This window comes from Anoxybacillus sp. (assembly GCF_036834105.1).
GTDB lineage: Bacteria > Bacillota > Bacilli > Bacillales > Anoxybacillaceae > Anoxybacillus.
In genome coordinates this window covers 1-18,845 of the sequence record NZ_DAITON010000031.1, presented here as the reverse complement: position 1 = coordinate 18,845, position 18,845 = coordinate 1, and the positions used below count along the sequence as shown (strand labels likewise).

General features: G+C 44.9%; 17 protein-coding genes and 3 pseudogenes. 19 read left to right on the top strand and 1 reads right to left on the bottom strand.

What is annotated here, in order from left to right; translation table 11 throughout:
* The 4 genes and pseudogenes from V7Z64_RS05150 to V7Z64_RS05135 form a co-directional block, all read left to right on the top strand.
* Nucleotides 1-144, top strand: a pseudogene (locus V7Z64_RS05150) (TetR/AcrR family transcriptional regulator); the annotation flags it as partial.
* Nucleotides 145-164: 20 nt separating this feature from the next.
* Nucleotides 165-3,419 (top strand): fused isobutyryl-CoA mutase/GTPase IcmF, encoded by a 3,255-nt coding sequence (gene icmF / locus V7Z64_RS05145; protein ID WP_297991297.1) that lies wholly within the window; start codon nucleotides 165-167, stop codon nucleotides 3,417-3,419.
* A 122-nt stretch (nucleotides 3,420-3,541) separates the two neighbouring features.
* A complete protein-coding gene (rpoE, locus tag V7Z64_RS05140) occupies nucleotides 3,542-4,090 on the top strand; it encodes a DNA-directed RNA polymerase subunit delta (RefSeq protein ID WP_035044959.1) in 549 nt (182 codons plus the stop codon).
* A gap of 156 nt (nucleotides 4,091-4,246) precedes the next feature.
* Nucleotides 4,247-5,842 carry a CTP synthase gene (locus V7Z64_RS05135; protein ID WP_297991299.1) on the top strand — a complete coding sequence of 532 codons (1,596 nt, stop codon included), beginning with the start codon at nucleotides 4,247-4,249 and terminating at the stop codon, nucleotides 5,840-5,842.
* Nucleotides 5,843-5,870: 28 nt separating this feature from the next.
* On the opposite strand, the gene V7Z64_RS05130 is transcribed toward V7Z64_RS05135, so the two are convergent.
* Nucleotides 5,871-6,389, bottom strand: a complete 519-nt coding sequence (locus V7Z64_RS05130; protein WP_297991301.1) for a DUF2529 domain-containing protein — start codon at nucleotides 6,387-6,389, stop codon at nucleotides 5,871-5,873.
* A gap of 167 nt (nucleotides 6,390-6,556) precedes the next feature.
* Here V7Z64_RS05130 and V7Z64_RS05125 point away from each other — a divergent pair, with 167 nt between their 5' ends.
* The 15 genes and pseudogenes from V7Z64_RS05125 to V7Z64_RS05055 form a co-directional block, all read left to right on the top strand.
* Nucleotides 6,557-6,916: a response regulator gene (locus tag V7Z64_RS05125; RefSeq protein ID WP_003397047.1), complete on the top strand. Its 360-nt coding sequence runs from the start codon at nucleotides 6,557-6,559 to the stop codon at nucleotides 6,914-6,916.
* A gap of 204 nt (nucleotides 6,917-7,120) precedes the next feature.
* Nucleotides 7,121-7,981: a class II fructose-bisphosphate aldolase gene (locus tag V7Z64_RS05120; RefSeq protein WP_003397045.1), complete on the top strand. Its 861-nt coding sequence runs from the start codon at nucleotides 7,121-7,123 to the stop codon at nucleotides 7,979-7,981.
* Nucleotides 7,982-8,063: 82 nt separating this feature from the next.
* On the top strand, nucleotides 8,064-8,711 hold the full coding sequence (gene fsa, locus V7Z64_RS05115) for a fructose-6-phosphate aldolase (RefSeq protein ID WP_297991306.1): 648 nt from the start codon (nucleotides 8,064-8,066) through the stop codon (nucleotides 8,709-8,711).
* A 57-nt stretch (nucleotides 8,712-8,768) separates the two neighbouring features.
* The gene (locus V7Z64_RS05110; protein WP_297991308.1) at nucleotides 8,769-10,055 is read left to right on the top strand and encodes a UDP-N-acetylglucosamine 1-carboxyvinyltransferase; all 1,287 of its coding nucleotides are present in this window, start codon (nucleotides 8,769-8,771) and stop codon (nucleotides 10,053-10,055) included.
* A gap of 26 nt (nucleotides 10,056-10,081) precedes the next feature.
* Complete coding sequence (glpX, locus tag V7Z64_RS05105; protein ID WP_297991310.1) at nucleotides 10,082-11,044, top strand: class II fructose-bisphosphatase; 963 nt, start codon at nucleotides 10,082-10,084, stop codon at nucleotides 11,042-11,044.
* Nucleotides 11,045-11,208: 164 nt separating this feature from the next.
* Complete coding sequence (rho, locus tag V7Z64_RS05100) at nucleotides 11,209-12,495, top strand: transcription termination factor Rho (protein ID WP_003397040.1); 1,287 nt, start codon at nucleotides 11,209-11,211, stop codon at nucleotides 12,493-12,495.
* A gap of 110 nt (nucleotides 12,496-12,605) precedes the next feature.
* Complete coding sequence (gene rpmE, locus V7Z64_RS05095) at nucleotides 12,606-12,806, top strand: 50S ribosomal protein L31 (protein WP_003397039.1); 201 nt, start codon at nucleotides 12,606-12,608, stop codon at nucleotides 12,804-12,806.
* Between the two features lie 84 nt (nucleotides 12,807-12,890).
* Nucleotides 12,891-13,511 carry a thymidine kinase gene (locus V7Z64_RS05090; RefSeq protein ID WP_297991313.1) on the top strand — a complete coding sequence of 207 codons (621 nt, stop codon included), beginning with the start codon at nucleotides 12,891-12,893 and terminating at the stop codon, nucleotides 13,509-13,511.
* Between the two features lie 56 nt (nucleotides 13,512-13,567).
* The gene (prfA, locus tag V7Z64_RS05085) at nucleotides 13,568-14,644 is read left to right on the top strand and encodes a peptide chain release factor 1 (RefSeq protein WP_003397036.1); all 1,077 of its coding nucleotides are present in this window, start codon (nucleotides 13,568-13,570) and stop codon (nucleotides 14,642-14,644) included.
* The gene (gene prmC, locus V7Z64_RS05080) at nucleotides 14,634-15,485 is read left to right on the top strand and encodes a peptide chain release factor N(5)-glutamine methyltransferase (protein ID WP_297991317.1); all 852 of its coding nucleotides are present in this window, start codon (nucleotides 14,634-14,636) and stop codon (nucleotides 15,483-15,485) included. Before prfA ends, prmC begins: the two co-directional genes overlap by 11 nt.
* 90 nt (nucleotides 15,486-15,575) lie before the next feature.
* Nucleotides 15,576-16,208, top strand: a complete 633-nt coding sequence (gene spoIIR / locus V7Z64_RS05075) for a stage II sporulation protein R (RefSeq protein WP_297991319.1) — start codon at nucleotides 15,576-15,578, stop codon at nucleotides 16,206-16,208.
* Between the two features lie 167 nt (nucleotides 16,209-16,375).
* The gene (locus V7Z64_RS05070; RefSeq protein WP_297991321.1) at nucleotides 16,376-17,419 is read left to right on the top strand and encodes an L-threonylcarbamoyladenylate synthase; all 1,044 of its coding nucleotides are present in this window, start codon (nucleotides 16,376-16,378) and stop codon (nucleotides 17,417-17,419) included.
* Nucleotides 17,420-17,481: 62 nt separating this feature from the next.
* The gene (locus V7Z64_RS05065) at nucleotides 17,482-18,027 is read left to right on the top strand and encodes a manganese efflux pump MntP (protein WP_297991323.1); all 546 of its coding nucleotides are present in this window, start codon (nucleotides 17,482-17,484) and stop codon (nucleotides 18,025-18,027) included.
* Nucleotides 18,028-18,191: 164 nt separating this feature from the next.
* Nucleotides 18,192-18,383 (top strand): annotated as a pseudogene (locus V7Z64_RS05060) (IS607 family transposase); the annotation flags it as partial.
* Nucleotides 18,367-18,528, top strand: a pseudogene (locus V7Z64_RS05055) (helix-turn-helix domain-containing protein); the annotation flags it as partial. The pseudogenes V7Z64_RS05060 and V7Z64_RS05055, both read left to right, overlap by 17 nt.
* Nucleotides 18,529-18,845: the final 317 nt, after the last annotated feature.

Sequence of the window (18,845 nt, the reverse complement as noted above, 5' to 3'; positions counted from 1 at the left end):
GAAATTCAATTATTTGCACATAACATTTTCGTTCTCGGTCAAATGTGGGGGTTCCGTCGTTGGGCGTTAAAAAAAATGTATACGCTCGATGAATATATTGAGTTGCAAACGAAGCTATTGCTTGACGGCATTATAAAGCGGTAGCGAAAGGGGATGGGAGAAAGATGGCGCACATTTATCGTCCAAAACATCACGTTCGCTTTGTAACAGCGTCTAGCTTGTTTGATGGGCACGATGCGGCAATTAACATTATGCGCCGCATTTTACAAGCGAGCGGAGCAGAGGTCATTCACCTCGGCCATAATCGTTCCGTCGAAGAAATTGTGAACGCTGCCATTCAAGAAGATGTACAAGGGATCGCGGTGTCTTCTTATCAAGGTGGACATATGGAGTTTTTTAAATATATGTACGACTTATTGCAACAGCGCGGCGCTTCACATATTCGCATTTACGGCGGCGGCGGTGGCGTTATTATTCCAAGGGAAATAAAAGAATTGCACGAATATGGGATCGCACGTATTTTCTCGCCTGAAGATGGTCGGCGTTACGGATTGCAAGGAATGATTAATATCATGATGGAGCAATGTGATTTTCCGACCGTCAGGGAAATTACCGATGAAGTCGAGCGATTAGCAAGCGGGGATGTTCAAGCGGTGGCGCGACTCATTACCGTGTGTGAAAATCGCGTAAACGATCATAGTGAAGTAGCCGCTGCGACAGAAGTTGCTTTACAACGAGTGAAGGCGATGGCAAAACGCGTCCCGGTAATCGGTATTACGGGAACAGGTGGTGCTGGGAAAAGCTCGCTTACCGATGAGCTTGTACGCCGCTTTTTAAACGAAATTCCAGACAAAAAAGTAGCTATTTTGTCCGTTGACCCGACAAAACAAAAAACGGGCGGTGCGTTGCTTGGCGACCGCATTCGTATGAATGCGATTTCCTCACCGCGCGTATATATGCGCAGTTTAGCGACGCGCAGTTCCCGTTCGGAATTATCGCTCGCGATTCAAGATGCAATTGAAGTCGTCAAAGCGGCAGGCTTTGATTTAGTAATCGTCGAGACGAGCGGGATCGGGCAAGGTGATGCGGCGATTAAAGATATTTGCGACATTGCGATGTATGTTATGACGAGTGAATTTGGCGCACCATCGCAACTTGAAAAAATCGATATGATCGACTATGCCGATCTCATCGTCATTAATAAATTTGAGCGCAAAGGGTCAGAAGATGCGAAGCGTCAAGTGCAAAAGCAATATCAGCGCAGCCATCAATTGTTTGATCGCGATGTGAGCGACATGCCGGTGTTCGGTACGATCGCTAGCCAATTTAACGATCCTGGAACGAATACGTTGTTTGTCGCATTAATTGATTTAATTAACGAACGAATGGGAACGAATTGGACAACGACGTTACAAAAAGTCGATCATGTCGAAAAACAAAACGTCATCATTCCGAATGAGCGTCGCCATTATTTGCGTGAAATTGCGGATACGATTAGACAATATCATAAACGTGTCAATGAACAATGTGAGATTGCTCGCCGCATATTCCAGCTTGAAGGTGCAATCGAAGCGATGAACGAGCGCCATGATGAACAAGCGTTGTTAGCTTTACAAGAGGCGAAGCGGACATATGAGGAAAAGTTAACGCCAGAGTCAAGAAAGCTATTAGCATCATGGGAAGACGTGAAAAAGAAATATGCCGCAAAAGAGTTTGTGACGAAAGTGCGGGATAAAGAAATCGTCACCCCACTAACGACAAAAAGTTTAGCCGGGTTGTATATTCCGAAAGTGGCGCTCCCGAAATTTAAAGATTACGGAGAAATTTTACGATGGATTTATAAAGAAAACGTTCCGGGCGCGTTTCCGTTTACAGCAGGCGTATTTCCGTTTAAACGGCAAGGAGAAGATCCGAAGCGGCAATTTGCAGGGGAAGGGACGCCAGAGCGGACGAACCGACGTTTCCATTACTTATGTAAAGATGATCACGCGAAACGGCTGAGCACAGCGTTTGATTCTGTAACGCTATATGGCGAGGATCCGAACGAACGCCCGGACATTTTTGGGAAAATTGGTGAGAGCGGTGTAAGCGTTTGTACGTTAGATGATATGAAAAAGCTATACAAAGGTTTTGATTTGTGCGATCCGCTCACGTCCGTATCGATGACGATCAACGGTCCGGCGCCAATCATTTTAGCGATGTTTATGAACACAGCGATCGATCAACAAGTAGAAAAGAAAGAAGCAGAGCTTGGGCGAAAGCTGACAAAAGAAGAATACGAGCAAGTGAAAGCATGGACGCTACAAACGGTGCGCGGAACGGTGCAAGCTGATATTTTAAAAGAAGACCAAGGGCAAAATACGTGTATTTTCTCGACGGAATTCGCTTTGCGCATGATGGGGGACATTCAACAATATTTCATTGACAACCGCGTGCGCAACTACTATTCTGTTTCGATCTCAGGTTATCATATTGCCGAGGCGGGAGCGAACCCGATTACGCAATTGGCATTTACGCTCGCTAACGGCTTTACGTACGTGGAATACTATTTAAGCCGAGGTATGCACATTGATGATTTTGCACCAAACTTATCATTTTTCTTCAGCAACGGTCTCGATCCCGAATATACCGTAATCGGCCGGGTCGCACGGCGCATTTGGGCGGTAGCGATGCGCGAAAAATACGGAGCAAATGAACGGAGCCAAAAATTGAAATATCACGTACAAACGTCGGGTCGTTCACTACATGCCCAAGAAATCGACTTTAACGACATTCGCACGACGTTACAAGCGCTTATGGCGCTTCATGACAATTGCAACTCGCTCCATACGAACGCTTATGATGAGGCAATTACTACACCGACGGAAGAATCTGTTCGTCGCGCGATGGCGATTCAGCTCATTATTACAAAAGAGCACGGGTTGACGAAAAATGAAAACCCGCTGCAAGGTTCATTCATTATTGAGGAGTTAACCGACTTAGTTGAGGAGGCAGTGCTAAAAGAGTTCGAACGTCTCGATGAGCGTGGCGGCGTGCTCGGAGCGATGGAGATGCAATATCAGCGCGGCAAAATTCAAGACGAGTCAATGTATTATGAGATGAAAAAACATAGTGGGGAACTCCCGATTATCGGAGTAAACACGTATTTAAATCCGAATGCTGCTGTCGAAGAAGAAATTGAGAGCTTGCAGCTTGCTCGCGCATCATACGAAGAAAAACAGTTGCAACTTGAAAACTTGCGTAAATTCCACGAAGAGCATAGAGGGGAAGTCGAAGAGGCGCTTGCACGATTAAAACATGTAGCAGTAAGCGGCGGAAATATTTTTGCTGAGCTGATGGAAACAGTAAAAGTAGCAAGCTTAGGACAAATTACGAAAGCGCTGTACGAAGTCGGTGGACAATATCGCCGCAATATGTAATGTCGGGGAATGTCCCGACATTTTTTTTGGACAACGCTCTAGCATAAAGTAAATGAATTTGTTTATAATGAATGGTATGGATTTTTGATGTTTTCATACGTTGGAGAAAGGGAGTGCGGAAAGTGAGTTTGGAGCAATACTCTCAAGAACAATTGCGAGAGATGTCTTTCGTCGAACTTGCGTATTTGCTATTGTGTGAGAAAAAGCAGACGGTATCATTTCAAGAAATGGTCGAACAACTCGTCGCGATAAAAGGGTTATCCGAAAGTGAAGTGCGCCCGCGCTTGGCGCAGTTTTATACAGATTTAAACGTCGATGGACGGTTTATTTGTATCGGGGAAACAGCTTGGGGCTTGCGCGCATGGTATCCATACGATCAAACAGAAGACGAAGCGGTACCTGTGGAACGCGTCAAGAAGAAGAAAAAAGCGGCCGATGACTTTGATGATTTCGATGAGCTAATGGATGAAGATGAACTCGTATACGACGATTTAGATGAAGAATTGTTAGAGGACGAGGAATTGCTTGACGATGAATTTGCTTTAGACGAAGATGAAGAAGTGATCGACGATTTATTAGATGAAGAACTAGATTTAGACGATGCTCCGATTGACGAAGAATTAGATGTCGTCGATGAAGAGCTTGAGTTAGAAGAAGATGAGGAATTATAACCTTGACTTTTTACATCGATATATGTAGAATTCTGTTTGGGCTCTTTTCATAGAGATACGTTCGCTCCCTTACTAATTTGTAAGTGGAGCGTTTTTATTTTTCCCCGAAGTCGCACACACTGTAACTATTCCAAATGAGTTGAGGGGGAAGGTTTCATGACCAAATATATTTTCGTAACAGGTGGCGTTGTATCATCGCTTGGGAAAGGAATTACGGCTGCATCACTTGGCCGATTGCTAAAAAATCGCGGCTTAAAAGTGACGATTCAAAAATTTGATCCATACATTAACGTTGACCCGGGGACGATGAGTCCGTATCAACACGGAGAAGTATTCGTCACAGATGATGGCGCAGAAACAGACTTAGATTTAGGACATTACGAGCGCTTTATCGACATTAACTTGAACAAATACAGCAACGTAACGACGGGAAAAATTTACTCCACTGTATTGAAAAAAGAACGTCGCGGTGATTATTTAGGCGGTACGGTACAAGTCATTCCGCACATTACGAATGAAATTAAAGAGCGCGTCTTTCGCGCAGGTCGCGAAACGAATGCGGACGTCGTTATTACAGAAATCGGAGGGACAGTTGGTGACATTGAATCTCTTCCGTTTTTAGAAGCGATTCGTCAAATCAAAAGCGACGTTGGCCGCGAAAACGTGATGTACATTCATTGTACGCTTGTCCCGTACATTAAGGCGGCAGGTGAGATGAAGACGAAACCGACGCAACATAGCGTCAAAGAATTGCGCAGCCTAGGCATTCAACCAAACGTGATCGTCGTGCGCACAGAAATGCCGATGTCCCAAGATATGAAAGATAAAATCGCCCTATTTTGCGACATCGATCCGAAAGCGGTCATTGAAGCGCGTGACGCTGACACGTTATACGCTGTCCCGCTTATGCTTCAAGAACAAAAGTTAGACCAAATCGTTTGCGAACATTTAAAACTAAACTGCAACGAAGCGGATATGACAGAATGGATCGCGCTCGTTGAAAAAGTGCGCAACTTATCAAACAAAACAACGATTGCCCTCGTCGGAAAATACGTCGAGCTTCAAGATGCTTACATCTCTGTCGTGGAAGCGTTACGTCATGCGGGATATGCGTTTGATACGGATGTCGATATTCGTTGGATTAACTCCGAACATGTTGATCGGGACAACGTGGCGCAATTGCTGCAAGGAGTAAACGGTATTCTCGTTCCAGGCGGATTTGGCGATCGCGGCATCGAAGGAAAAATTGAAGCGATTCGCTACGCTCGCGAACAGCGCATTCCGTTCCTTGGCATTTGTTTAGGCATGCAGCTAGCATCCGTTGAGTTTGCCCGCCATGTCGTCGGTTTAAAAGGCGCTCACTCGGCAGAAATTGATCCGAATACGCCGCATCCGATTATCGATTTATTGCCGGAACAAAAAGATATTGAAGATTTAGGCGGAACGCTTCGCCTCGGCTTATATCCGTGCAAGCTTGTAGAAGGAACGAAAGCGTATGAGGCGTATCAAGATGAAGTCATTTATGAGCGCCATCGTCATCGTTATGAATTTAATAACGAATATCGTACGATGATGGAAGAGAACGGCTTTGTGTTTTCAGGTACAAGCCCAGATGGCCGTCTTGTAGAAATTATTGAGTTAAAAGATCATCCGTGGTTTGTTGCGGCGCAATTTCATCCGGAATTTACATCTCGCCCGACACGTCCACAACCTCTTTTCCGCGAATTTATTCGCGCATCGCTGGAAAAATAAGAAAAGGATGTCTAGCTAGACATCCTTTTTATTCATATTCTGCAACAATATCTTTTGTCATAAGCATTAAGCTATGGTAAGCAAACAAAGCGGCAAGAGCGGAAGGGAAACCGATACGTGTCCCGTCTTCTATTGGAACGAGCGGCTGTTTTAAGCATAAATCAATATGCACATCGACGTGGTCGACAAGCGATGTCGTCGTTTCTCCTACAATAGATGACATGCCGATTGTCCATATGTTTTGTTCGCGCAGTTGTTTTGCGAGGCGAATTGCCTCTTCATCTGTGCAAAAGCGGGAGATGATAAGCACGCGATCCGCAGTTGTTACGTCGTCCATATTGAACCGTTTGACGTTTGGGAATCGTTCAGCCCCATGCAACGCTTCAACAACGACCGCTTCCATTTCACCAATCCCGTAAATGAAAATCGTTCCTTCGCTAATCATCGCTTGCGCAAGCAGCCGTGCCGCATCTTCAAACTGTTGTTCTTCTTGGGCACTTATTCGTTGAAACACCCCTGCAAGTTGTGTGCATAATATTTTTAACATGACTAATCTCCTTTTCATGCGACTACTCGTTTGTTGTTCATTATATTAAAAAATAAAAAAATGATCAAAATTCGAACGGTAAGCAGGATAAATGGTAAAAATTTCGAAATAATGATACGATAATAAAAATAGGGGTATGATATAAAGAGAAAATAGAGGTGTTGAGTATGGCGGGGAAGATTTTAATTGTGGACGACCAGTTTGGCATTCGTATTTTACTAAATGAAGTGTTTCAAAAAGAAGGATACGAAACGTACCAAGCGGCGAACGGCATTCAGGCGCTCGATATATTTGCGAAACATTCTCCCGATTTAGTGCTGTTAGATATGAAAATTCCGGGGATGGATGGGGTAGAAATTTTAAAGAGAATGAAACAGATGAACGAACATGTGAAAGTCATCGTGATGACGGCCTACGGAGAACTCGATATGATTCATGAAACGAAAAAGCTCGGTGCGTTGACACATTTTGCGAAACCTTTTGACATTGATGATATGCGTGATGCAGTGAAAAAATATATTGGTTAACCATTGACAGCTTTTTGAACTTTTTTCACAAAGTTTTGTTCGTTTCGGTGAATAATGTTGATGGATGGAAACAAAGTTTGTTATTCTTATAATGTACATACTATTCGAGACCGTCTTGTATAAATTTGTCGTATTTTGGTCATTGTACATGTGAAAGGCGCTTTCGGATAGTGAACAATGGCTACATTTAAGGAGGATTTAACGATGCCTTTAGTTTCAATGACGGAAATGCTTAAGCAAGCATTGGCGGGTAAGTATGCGGTCGGTCAATTCAATATTAACAACTTAGAATGGACGCAAGCTATTTTAGCGGCGGCAGAAGAAGAGAAATCTCCTGTCATTCTTGGTGTGTCTGAAGGAGCAGCTCGCTATATGGGCGGCTTTAAGACGATTGTAAACATGGTGAAAGGATTAATGGAAGACATGAACATTACTGTTCCTGTCGCCATTCACCTTGACCACGGTTCGAGCTTTGAAAAATGTAAAGCAGCGATCGATGCTGGATTTACGTCCGTTATGATTGACGCATCCCATCACCCATTTGAAGAAAACGTTGACATTACATCAAAAGTAGTAGAGTACGCTCATGCGCGCGGGGTGTCTGTTGAGGCTGAACTCGGAACAGTCGGCGGACAAGAAGATGACGTTGTTGCAGAAGGAATCATTTATGCAAATCCAGATGAGTGCGAAGAGCTTGTGAAGCGTACAGGCATTGACTGTTTAGCACCTGCGCTCGGCTCTGTGCACGGCCCATACAAAGGTGAGCCGAAGTTAGGATTTAAAGAAATGGAAGAAATTCGTGATCGTACAGGTGTGCCGCTCGTATTGCATGGTGGAACAGGCATTCCAACAGAGCAAATTCAACGCGCTATTTCTTTAGGTACATCAAAAATTAACGTCAATACAGAAAATCAAATGGCGTTTACAAAAGTAGTGCGCGAAGTGTTAGCGAAAGACGAAAAAGTGTACGATCCTCGTAAATTCCTTGGCCCTGGTCGCGATGCGATTAAAGAAACAGTGATTGGCAAAATGCGCGAGTTCGGTTCTTCCGGCAAAGCGTTGTAATACAAGCCGCGCCGTTTCAGCCTTGCTGAAGCGGGCGGTTTTGTTTCATTCCATTTTGAAAGCGTTTAGGAGGTTGAAAATTATGAAATTTTTTATTGACACAGCGAACATTGACGAAATTCGCCACGCTCACGAACTTGGCATTTTAGCGGGGGTAACGACCAATCCGAGCCTCGTTGCCAAAGAAAACGTATCATTCCACGATCGCCTTCGTGAAATTACTTCTCTCGTTTCAGGCTCCGTTAGCGCTGAGGTGATTGCAACAGATGCAGGAGGAATGATTGCAGAAGGAGAAGAGTTAGCGAAAATTGCTCCAAATATTACAATTAAAGTGCCAATGACGCCAGAGGGACTAAAAGCAGTAAAAGTGTTTAGTGAAAAAGGAATTAAAACGAACGTCACGCTCATCTTTAGCGCAAATCAAGCGTTGTTAGCGGCGCGCGCTGGTGCAACGTACGTCTCTCCATTTTTAGGACGCCTCGATGATATCGGTCATAATGGCTTAGATTTAATTGAAACGATCGCAAACATTTTTGCGATTCACGATATTGAAACGGAAATTATCGCCGCATCTATCCGTCATCCACAACATGTGACAGAAGCGGCATTAAAAGGGGCGCACATCGCGACAGTTCCTTACAACGTGTTAATGCAATTGTTTAAGCATCCACTGACAGATCAAGGCATCGAAAAGTTTTTAGCAGACTGGCATAAAGCAAATCAAAAATAATAAATGAGCAGTTTTCCGTCGCGTTCTAGTACTTGCTTTGCGAGAAGGGAGACAAATATGGAAAAGTTAAAAATCGTCGGCGGTGATCTCCTTCAAGGTTCCGTGCGCATTAGCGGGGCGAAAAACAGTGCCGTCGCTCTCATTCCAGCCGCTATTTTGGCGAATTCCCCCGTAGTCATTGAAGGATTGCCGAACATTTCAGACGTTCATGTGCTAGGACAGTTGATTGAAGAAATTGGGGGTACGTTTCATTTTGATGAAAATGAAGTCGTCATTGACCCGTCTCATATCGTTTCTATGCCTTTACCAAACGGAAAAGTCAAAAAGTTACGCGCATCATATTACTTAATGGGTGCGATGCTCGGACGTTTCAAAAAAGCGGTCATCGGTCTTCCGGGTGGGTGTCATCTCGGTCCGCGTCCGATCGACCAACACATTAAAGGATTCGAGGCACTCGGGGCGAAGGTGACAAACGAACAAGGTGCGATTTATTTACGAGCTGAGGAGCTTCGAGGTGCGCGCATTTACTTAGACGTCGTCAGCGTTGGTGCGACGATTAACATCATGTTAGCTGCCGTCTTAGCAAAAGGAAGAACGATTATTGAAAATGCGGCAAAAGAACCGGAGATTATTGATGTAGCGACGCTGTTAACAAATATGGGTGCGCGCATTAAAGGAGCAGGAACGGATGTCATTCGCATTGATGGTGTTGAGCAGCTACACGGTTGCCGCCATTCCATTATTCCAGATCGCATTGAAGCGGGGACGTATATGATTATCGGTGCAGCCATGGGAAAAGAAGTCGTCATTGACAACGTCATCCCGCAGCACCTAGAAGCTATCATTGCGAAAATGCGCGAGATGGGTGTCGTTGTGGAAACGAGCGATGACCAAGTTCTTGTAGCGACGAAAGATCATCTTCGCGCGGTCGATGTTAAAACGCTCGTTTATCCTGGCTTTCCGACCGACTTACAACAGCCATTCACTTCACTATTAACGAAAGCGTCTGGGACGAGCATCGTCACCGACACGATTTATAGTGCACGTTTCAAACATATTGATGAATTGCGGCGCATGAACGCCAATGTGAAAGTCGAAGGGCGTTCAGCGATTATTACAGGGCCATCGCGGCTGCAAGGGGCAAAAGTGCGTGCGACCGATTTGCGCGCAGGAGCAGCGCTTGTCGTTGCTGGATTAATGGCTGAAGGGATTACAGAAATTACAGGATTGGAACATATTGATCGCGGCTATAGCAACCTAGTTGACAAACTTGCCAACTTGGGCGCAACCGTTTGGCGCGAACAAATGACTGAACAAGAAATTGAGCAACTGAAGAACACATAATGCATCAAAGGGGAGAGGGAGAAACGATGGAAAGAAGTTTATCAATGGAGCTTGTCCGTGTAACAGAAGCAGCGGCGTTAGCTGCGGCGCGTTGGATGGGGCGTGGCAAAAAAGACGAAGCAGATGAAGCTGCTACCTCTGCGATGCGCGACGTATTTGACACCGTTCCGATGAAAGGAACGGTCGTTATCGGCGAAGGGGAAATGGATGAAGCGCCAATGCTGTATATTGGCGAGAAGCTCGGTAACGGTTATGGTCCACGTGTTGATGTGGCGGTCGATCCGCTTGAAGGAACGAACATCGTCGCTTCTGGTGGTTGGAATGCATTAGCGGTTGTAGCAGTAGCGGATCACGGCAACTTGCTTCATGCACCAGATATGTATATGGACAAAATTGCTGTCGGGCCAGAAGCGGTCGGCATGATTGACATTAACGCTCCCATTATTGATAACTTAAAAGCTGTTGCTAAAGCAAAAAATAAAGATGTGGAAGACGTAGTGGCGATCGTTTTGAACCGTCCGCGCCATGAGCGCATCATTGCTGAGTTGCGCGAAGCAGGTGCGCGCATTAAGCTCATTAATGACGGTGATGTTGCGGCGGCGATCAATACAGCGTTCGATCATACAGGGGTGGACATTTTGTTCGGTTCAGGCGGCGCTCCAGAAGGGGTATTAGCGGCTGTTGCGCTCAAATGTCTCGGAGGAGAAATACAAGGAAAACTGTTGCCGCAAAACGATGCTGAAGTAGAACGATGCAAGAAAATGGGCTTAGATGTTAACCGTGTGTTGCGCATGGAAGATCTCGTCAAAGGGGATGACGCCATTTTTGCGGCAACGGGGGTGACTGACGGGGAGTTGCTTCGCGGCGTGCAATTTAAAGGGGCGTATGGAGAGACACATTCGATTGTCATGCGAGCAAAATCGGGAACTGTTCGTTTCATTGAAGGACGCCATAGCTTAAAGAAAAAGCCGAACCTTGTTATGAAGTGATCGCGAGATGCGCGAACTTTTTGCGCTCTCGCTCTTTTTCTATTGATTGAAAATATGAAAAAAGGGTAAAATAGTCGTGTTACGTCTCTTCTCATCATCTTTTCATCTTCGCTGTTTCCATCCAAAGAGGAATTCATCAAAATAAATAAAAGAGTGGTGTAAGTATGGAGCTAGGAGATTTAACAATTGCAACGCTAGAAAATATGACAATTAAAGAGCTATATGAGTTAGCTCGCCAATACAAAATTTCATATTACAGCAAACTGACAAAAAAAGAATTAATTTTTGCGATTTTAAAAGCGCGCGCCGAGCAAGACGGCCTCTTTTTCATGGAAGGCGTGCTTGAAATTATTCAATCAGAAGGATTCGGCTTTTTGCGTCCGATTAACTATTCCCCGAGTTCGGAAGATATTTATATTTCCGCATCGCAAATTCGTCGTTTTGATTTGCGCAACGGTGATAAAGTTTCAGGAAAAGTGCGGCCGCCAAAAGAAAACGAACGATATTTCGGCTTATTGCACGTCGAGGCTGTAAACGGTGAAGACCCAGAAATCGCGAAAGAACGCGTCCATTTCCCAGCGCTCACACCGCTTTACCCAAGCCGTCAAATGAAGCTGGAAACGACACCGGACAAGCTATCTACCCGCCTCATCGACTTGATTGCTCCGATCGGATTCGGTCAGCGCGGCTTAATTGTCGCACCGCCAAAAGCAGGAAAAACGATGTTATTAAAAGAAATCGCCAACAGCATCACAACGAATCACCCTGATGTTGAACTGATTGTCTTGCTCATTGATGAACGCCCAGAGGAAGTGACGGACATTGAACGTTCTGTATCAGCCGATGTCGTCAGCTCCACGTTTGATGAAGTGCCAGAAAATCATATTAAAGTAGCGGAGCTTGTGCTCGAACGGGCGATGCGTCTTGTCGAACATAAGCGTGACGTCGTCATTTTAATGGACAGCATTACGCGGTTAGCGAGGGCGTACAACTTAGTCATTCCGCCAAGCGGACGTACGCTGTCAGGAGGAATTGATCCAGCGGCATTCCATCGTCCGAAGCGATTTTTCGGGGCGGCGCGCAACATTGAAGAAGGGGGCAGTTTAACGATTTTAGCTACCGCCCTTGTCGACACAGGTTCGCGCATGGATGACGTCATTTACGAAGAATTTAAAGGAACAGGAAACATGGAGCTTCATCTCGACCGATCACTAGCGGAAAAACGTATTTTCCCTGCCATCGACATTCGTCGTTCTGGCACGCGAAAAGAAGAGTTATTAATTCCGAGGGAACATTTAGAAAAATTATGGGCGATTCGCAAGACGATGTCGGACACGCCAGACTTTATTGAACGTTTTATTCAACGTTTAAAGCAAACGAAAACGAACGACGAGTTTTTTGCGATGTTAGATGAAGAGTGGAAAGCAAACGGAAATTTAAAACGGTTATAAATGGATAGTTGCAAAACATCGGGACGGTTGTTATAATTTTATCATGTGTGTTTTTCATTGCATATAAACTCTGTTTCGAAAAGATTCAGGGCGGAAGGAGATGAAATGAGATGAAAGCAGGAATCCATCCAAACTATAAAAAAGTGATGGTTAAATGTGCGTGTGGAAACGAGTTTGAGAGCGGTTCTGTTAAAGACGAAGTGCGCGTAGAAATTTGCTCAGCGTGCCATCCATTCTACACAGGACGTCAAAAATTCGCTTCTGCTGCAGGACGTGTTGATAAATTTAACAAAAAATACGGCCTTAAGTAATCCGTATGTCATGAAAACAGGCAAGCGAACATTTTTCACTTGCCTGTTTTTTTCGTGAAAGCTTGAAAGAAAGGGGACGCCCTCATGTATGTTATGAAGCAATCCGGCTGGCTTGAAGTCATTTGCGGCAGCATGTTTTCTGGAAAATCGGAAGAGCTCATTCGTCGTGTACGCCGAGCGCAGTTTGCGAAGCAAGAAGTGAAAGTGTTTAAGCCAGCGATTGATAATCGATATAGCGAAGAAGCAGTCGTTTCCCATAATGGAACGTCTGTTATTGCCATTCCGGTGTCATGTGCATTAGACATTCGCAAGCATATTACTGCGCATACGGACGTTGTGGCAATTGATGAAGTGCAATTTTTTGATGAGCATGTCATTGACGTCGTGCAACAGCTTGCTGATGAAGGATATCGCGTCATTGTAGCTGGATTGGACCAAGACTTTCGCGGTGAGCCGTTCGGTCCCGTTCCAACGTTAATGTCCATCGCCGAATCGGTAACAAAGCTACAAGCTGTCTGTACTGTCTGCGGTTCCCCAGCATCGCGCACGCAGCGGCTCATTAACGGACGTCCTGCATCTTATTATGATCCTGTCATTTTAATCGGTGCGAGCGAATCGTACGAACCACGTTGCCGCCATCATCATGAAGTACCTGATCATCCAGCGAAAAATAAAACATGTACAGAGACGGCGACTCGTCCATAAGGGCGAGTTTTTTCGTATGATCGTTTATGATATAATGAAAAGTCGAGGTGAGAAAAATGTTCGATCGTTTACAGGCGGTAGAAGCCCGTTATGAAAAATTAAATGAACTATTAATGGATCCAGATGTGTTAAATGATCCGAAAAAGTTGCGCGATTATTCAAAAGAGCAATCCGATTTAGCGGAGACTGTCCAAACGTATCGTGAATATAAAACGGTGCGTGAGCAGCTTGCGGATGCGAAAGCGATGCTTGAAGAAAAGCTCGATCCAGATATGCGCGAAATGGTGAAAGAAGAAATTAGCGAACTAGAAGAGCGTGAAGAGCAGCTTGTTGAAAAGCTAAAAGTATTGTTGCTTCCGAAAGACCCGAACGATGATAAAAACGTTATTATGGAAATTCGCGGAGCGGCAGGTGGAGAGGAAGCAGCGCTCTTTGCAGGCGATTTATATCGCATGTATACGCGCTATGCCGAGTCGCAAGGATGGAAAACAGAAGTCATTGAGGCACATCCGACAGGACTTGGTGGGTATAAAGAAATTATTTTTATGATTCAAGGAAAAGGGGCATATTCGAAGCTGAAGTTCGAAAATGGTGCCCATCGCGTTCAGCGCGTACCGGAGACGGAATCGGGCGGTCGTATCCATACGTCAACGGCGACGGTGGCATGCTTGCCGGAGATGGAAGAAATCGAAATTGAAATTAACGAAAAAGATATTCGTGTCGATACGTTTGCTTCGAGCGGTCCAGGCGGACAGAGCGTCAACACGACGATGTCAGCGGTTCGTTTAACACACATTCCAACAGGCATTGTCGTTTCGTGTCAAGACGAAAAGTCGCAAATTAAAAATAAAGAAAAAGCGATGAAAGTATTGCGTGCGCGCATTTACGATAAATATCAACAAGAAGCGCGTGCAGAGTATGACCAAACGCGCAAACAAGCCGTCGGAACAGGAGATCGCTCCGAGCGCATTCGCACATACAACTTCCCGCAAAACCGCGTGACCGATCATCGCATCGGCTTGACGATTCAAAAGCTTGATCAAGTGTTAGAAGGAAAGCTAGATGAAATTATTGATGCGCTCATTTTAGACGATCAATCGAAAAAATTGGAGCAAGCGAACAATGAGCAGTAAAATATATGAAGTCCTTCAATGGGCTTCTTCTTTTTTCCGAGAGCACGGCAAAGAAGAGACGGCTGCAGAATGGTTGCTGCGCCACCATTTGCACATGACGCGCGCGCAATTATTTGCTTCGTTGCGTGAACCAATCGATGAAATGAACAAGCAAACATTTATGGCTGACGTAAAAAAACATGCGCTTGAACATATACCGATTCAATATTTAATCGGATATGAACAGTTTTATGGACGAACGTTTATCGTAAACGAGCACGTACTCATTCCGCGTCCAGAAACGGAAGAGCTCGTTTCCCATGTGCTTGCGCGTACGACCGAGCAGCCCCTTCGCCTAGTTGACGTCGGAACAGGGAGCGGGGCGATTGCCATTACATTAGCGTTAGAGCGGCCAACATGGCAAGTGTATGGCATTGATATTGCCGTCCGATCGCTCGAAGTGGCTAAACAAAATGCCGAAAAGCTTGGCGCTCACGTGCATTGGCTCGAAGGGGACTTACTTAAGCCGATCATCGAGCGTGGCGTACAAGTTGATGTTGTCGTTTCTAATCCGCCATACATTCCATCGCACGAAATTCCGACGCTATCGCCTGTCGTACAAAAAGAACCGCTCCGCGCACTTGTCGGTGGCGAAGATGGTTTGTTGTTTTACCGCCGTTTGGCGGAGCAACTTCCCCACGTCGTTTCCGATCAAGCGCTTATTGCGTTCGAAATCGGTCATGGGCAGGGACAAGCTGTTCAAGCGATGTTGCAACATGCATTTCCCTCTGCGCGTGTGGATGTGATGTGTGATATAAACGGCAAGGAGCGCATCGTCATCGCCGATCTCGCTTCCGAGTAACATCGGAAGCTTTTTTATATTTTTTCATTTTCATAGTTTATAAATCCCCTTCTCTGGTTACAATGCATAACAAGAAAGGGGAGGTAAACGATGAACAAATACGTTATGATGATATATATAACAATGGTGATGATTGGTGCAATTGTGACGATATATGGACAACAAACGGAAGCGCAAGGGGATGTCGTCATTCCAAATGAAGCGGTACGGCTGCGCATTTTAGCGAACAGCGATGCACCAGCTGATCAAGCGTTAAAACGTGCCGTTCGCGATGCGGTAAACGATCAAATTACGACATGGGTGAGCGATTTAACGTCATTTGAAGAAGCAAAACGAGTAATCGCCGAACATATACCGGAAATTGAACAAACTGTCGCGCGCATTGTTCGCGAAAAGAAGAGCGACCAATCGTATACAGTAACGTTCGGACGCGTGTCGTTCCCGACAAAAATATATGGATCGTACATATATCCTGCAGGGGAGTACGATGCGGTATTAATTACGCTCGGCAAAGGTGAAGGAGCGAATTGGTGGTGCGTTTTATTTCCGCCGCTTTGTTTCCTCGACTTTTCCACAGGTGAAGCTGTTCGTTCTGTGGAAAAACGAAATGAACAACAAGAAGAAGCTGTAAAAACAGACGCAACTCCGCTCGTTGTTGACGATGAACAGGAAGTAGAAGTGAAATTTTTCGTTGCGGAAGTATGGAAAAAGCTGATGCAATAAACATATCCACAAACTTATCAACAAAAAGGAGAAACTTATTCACAATTTGTGGACAATCATTGTGTATGTTGTGACAATTTTTTATACTCAATTGAAGAAATAGCTGTTGAACAAGGATAAAATCGGATAAAAAAACGAACAACTTGAATGTTTATGAGGTGAAAAAGTTGAAGACACGTGTGTTTTTTGTGGATAAAAATGTGGATGATTTAAGCACTTATCCACAGATCATAGAGGCTGCTTCGTATTTCAAGCGAGGCGAGCTTGTCGCTTTTCCGACAGAAACCGTATATGGTCTAGGAGCGAATGCGATGTCCACAGCTGCTGTGGAAAATATATTTATCGCAAAAGGAAGACCGAGCGATAATCCACTTATTGTCCACATTGCGACAAAGGAACAGCTGCATGATATTGCTTGCGACATTCCGTCTGTCGCATATACGTTAATGGATCATTTTTGGCCGGGTCCGCTCACGCTCGTTTTGCCGAAAAAAGATGCTGTCTCCCCGAGTGTTACGGCTGGTTTGAACACGGTAGCCGTGCGCATGCCGAACCATCCGATTGCGCTCGCTCTGATCCAAGCAAGCGGTTTGCCTATTGCCGCACCGAGTGCGAATCGTTCAGGAAGACCAAGTCCGACGACGGCGAAACATGTGCTCGATGACTTAGATGGACGGATTGCAGCTGTTGTCGATGGGGGAGCGACAGGTGTTGGAGTTGAGTCAACGGTCATAGACTGCACGTCAAATATCCCGACAATTTTACGGCCGGGCGGTGTGACAAAAGAAGAGATTGAACGGGTGATCGGGGCTGTGGATATCGACCGCGCACTTGTGGAAAAAGAGGCTGTGCCGAAATCTCCGGGAATGAAATATACACATTACGCCCCGAAAGCTCCGCTCGTCGTTGTGTACGGCTCACCGTCATTTTTACAACAAGTCGTGAATGAAAAACGAGCGAGTGGATTCACTGTAGGAGTGTTGACGACGGAAGAGCGGCGCGACGTGTATGAAGCTGATGTCGTTATCGCCTGTGGACAACGAAGCGATTTACGAACGGTTGCGAAACAGCTTTATGATGCGTTACGAACGTTTGATGAAACACATGTGGATATGATTTATAGCGAGGCGTTTCCGGACGAAGGGATCGGGGTCGCTATTATGAATCGATTGTTAAAAGCAGCTGGTTATCAACAAATGATGGAAAAATGATGTCTAAACTCCTTAGGGTGTGCATATGTTAACGTGAGGGCACGTCCTAAGGAGGCATTCGTATGGTTGGAGAAATCGTGACATTAGCGATGATGGCATTTGCATTAGGGATGGATGCATTTTCTGTCAGCCTTGGCATGGGGCTGCTTCGGCTTCGTCTGAAACAAGTTGCCTATGTTGGATTAACGGTCGGTTGTTTTCATATTATTATGCCTTTAATTGGCATGGGAATCGGGCGGCTGTTATCTGTTCAGCTTGGACATATGGCGACATACATTGGTGGGGGGCTATTGTTTATTCTCGGTATACAAATGGTCATCGCGTCCTTTCGTCATGAACAAGAACATTGGCTGAGACCGGTCGGTATCGGTTTGTTTGTCTTTGCATTTAGCGTCAGCCTCGATAGCTTTTCTGTCGGGTTGAGTTTAGGGATTTACGGAGTAGAAATGGCATTAGCGGTCATGGCGTTTGGATTGACGAGCATGATGTTAACGTGGATGGGGCTGCTTCTTGGACGCCGCTTTCAACGCTGGCTAGGTACATATAGCGAGGCGTTAGGCGGAGCCATTTTGCTTTTGTTTGCTTGTAAACTATTATTTCCGTTGTGAGCTGGGAATTTCCAGTTCTTTTTTTCTTTCGTTTAGTCTATATTTTGTCCTACGGTTTGTTTTATAATAATAGTAAACATGTGGGAAACGATGAGAGGTTATGAAGTATTACAGCATAGGGAAATTTGCCAAGCTGATAGGGAAAACAGAGCAAACGTTAAGAAATAGAAAGTATTTGTAAAAAATACAGAACTGCCATTGAGGTAATAGACAGCACCGAAAAAACAGAGGAGCAAGAATTAGTTGAAGATTTAATTCAAATAATCACAGTGTTCAGCTGTAAATTGCAAGGAAAAAGAGCCAATAAAGCCAAGAAAATGATTCAGGAGTTGGTAAAAGATGATAAAAACTTATAAGGTCATGCTTTTGCCGAACAATAAGCAAAGAACAAAGTTATTTCAGTGTGCAGGCGTATCCCGCTGGGCATATAATTGGACGTTGGCTACACAACAAGACAACTACAAAAATGGTGGAACGTTTTTAAACGATCAAGAGTTAAAATAAAAACAGAAGGAGGTGAATTCCGTTACAGAAAAACAAACAATATAAAGAAGTTGGAATTCCTTGTTCTAGAGACATATCGAAGGCTTAAGCATATCAGGCACAATGATGGCAAATCAATGGCCTAGCAATTGATATGTACCCATTCGTTAGTGGGGAGTTTAAGCCTTCGGAGCGCCATATCAAACGAGAGTAGCTTTGGCGAAATCGGGCGCGATGAACAAGGAAAGAAACATAGGTCTTTATAAGGTTTTTTAACTATCTTACTGTAGATGAGTAAAATCACTAACATAAATTGACAACCAAACAAAAAAGGA

Excerpts from the sequence above, each read along its gene's own strand:
- icmF (WP_297991297.1), top strand. The coding sequence starts at position 165 with ATGGCGCACATTTATCGTCCAAAACATCACGTTCGCTTTGTAACAGCG.
- V7Z64_RS05135 (WP_297991299.1), top strand. The coding sequence starts at position 4,247 with ATGACCAAATATATTTTCGTAACAGGTGGCGTTGTATCATCGCTTGGG.
- V7Z64_RS05130 (WP_297991301.1), bottom strand. The coding sequence starts at position 6,389 with ATGTTAAAAATATTATGCACACAACTTGCAGGGGTGTTTCAACGAATA.
- V7Z64_RS05125 (WP_003397047.1), top strand. The coding sequence starts at position 6,557 with ATGGCGGGGAAGATTTTAATTGTGGACGACCAGTTTGGCATTCGTATT.
- V7Z64_RS05120 (WP_003397045.1), top strand. The coding sequence starts at position 7,121 with ATGCCTTTAGTTTCAATGACGGAAATGCTTAAGCAAGCATTGGCGGGT.
- fsa (WP_297991306.1), top strand. The coding sequence starts at position 8,064 with ATGAAATTTTTTATTGACACAGCGAACATTGACGAAATTCGCCACGCT.
- V7Z64_RS05110 (WP_297991308.1), top strand. The coding sequence starts at position 8,769 with ATGGAAAAGTTAAAAATCGTCGGCGGTGATCTCCTTCAAGGTTCCGTG.
- glpX (WP_297991310.1), top strand. The coding sequence starts at position 10,082 with ATGGAAAGAAGTTTATCAATGGAGCTTGTCCGTGTAACAGAAGCAGCG.
- rho (WP_003397040.1), top strand. The coding sequence starts at position 11,209 with ATGGAGCTAGGAGATTTAACAATTGCAACGCTAGAAAATATGACAATT.
- rpmE (WP_003397039.1), top strand. The coding sequence starts at position 12,606 with ATGAAAGCAGGAATCCATCCAAACTATAAAAAAGTGATGGTTAAATGT.
- V7Z64_RS05090 (WP_297991313.1), top strand. The coding sequence starts at position 12,891 with ATGTATGTTATGAAGCAATCCGGCTGGCTTGAAGTCATTTGCGGCAGC.
- prfA (WP_003397036.1), top strand. The coding sequence starts at position 13,568 with ATGTTCGATCGTTTACAGGCGGTAGAAGCCCGTTATGAAAAATTAAAT.
- prmC (WP_297991317.1), top strand. The coding sequence starts at position 14,634 with ATGAGCAGTAAAATATATGAAGTCCTTCAATGGGCTTCTTCTTTTTTC.
- spoIIR (WP_297991319.1), top strand. The coding sequence starts at position 15,576 with ATGAACAAATACGTTATGATGATATATATAACAATGGTGATGATTGGT.
- V7Z64_RS05065 (WP_297991323.1), top strand. The coding sequence starts at position 17,482 with ATGGTTGGAGAAATCGTGACATTAGCGATGATGGCATTTGCATTAGGG.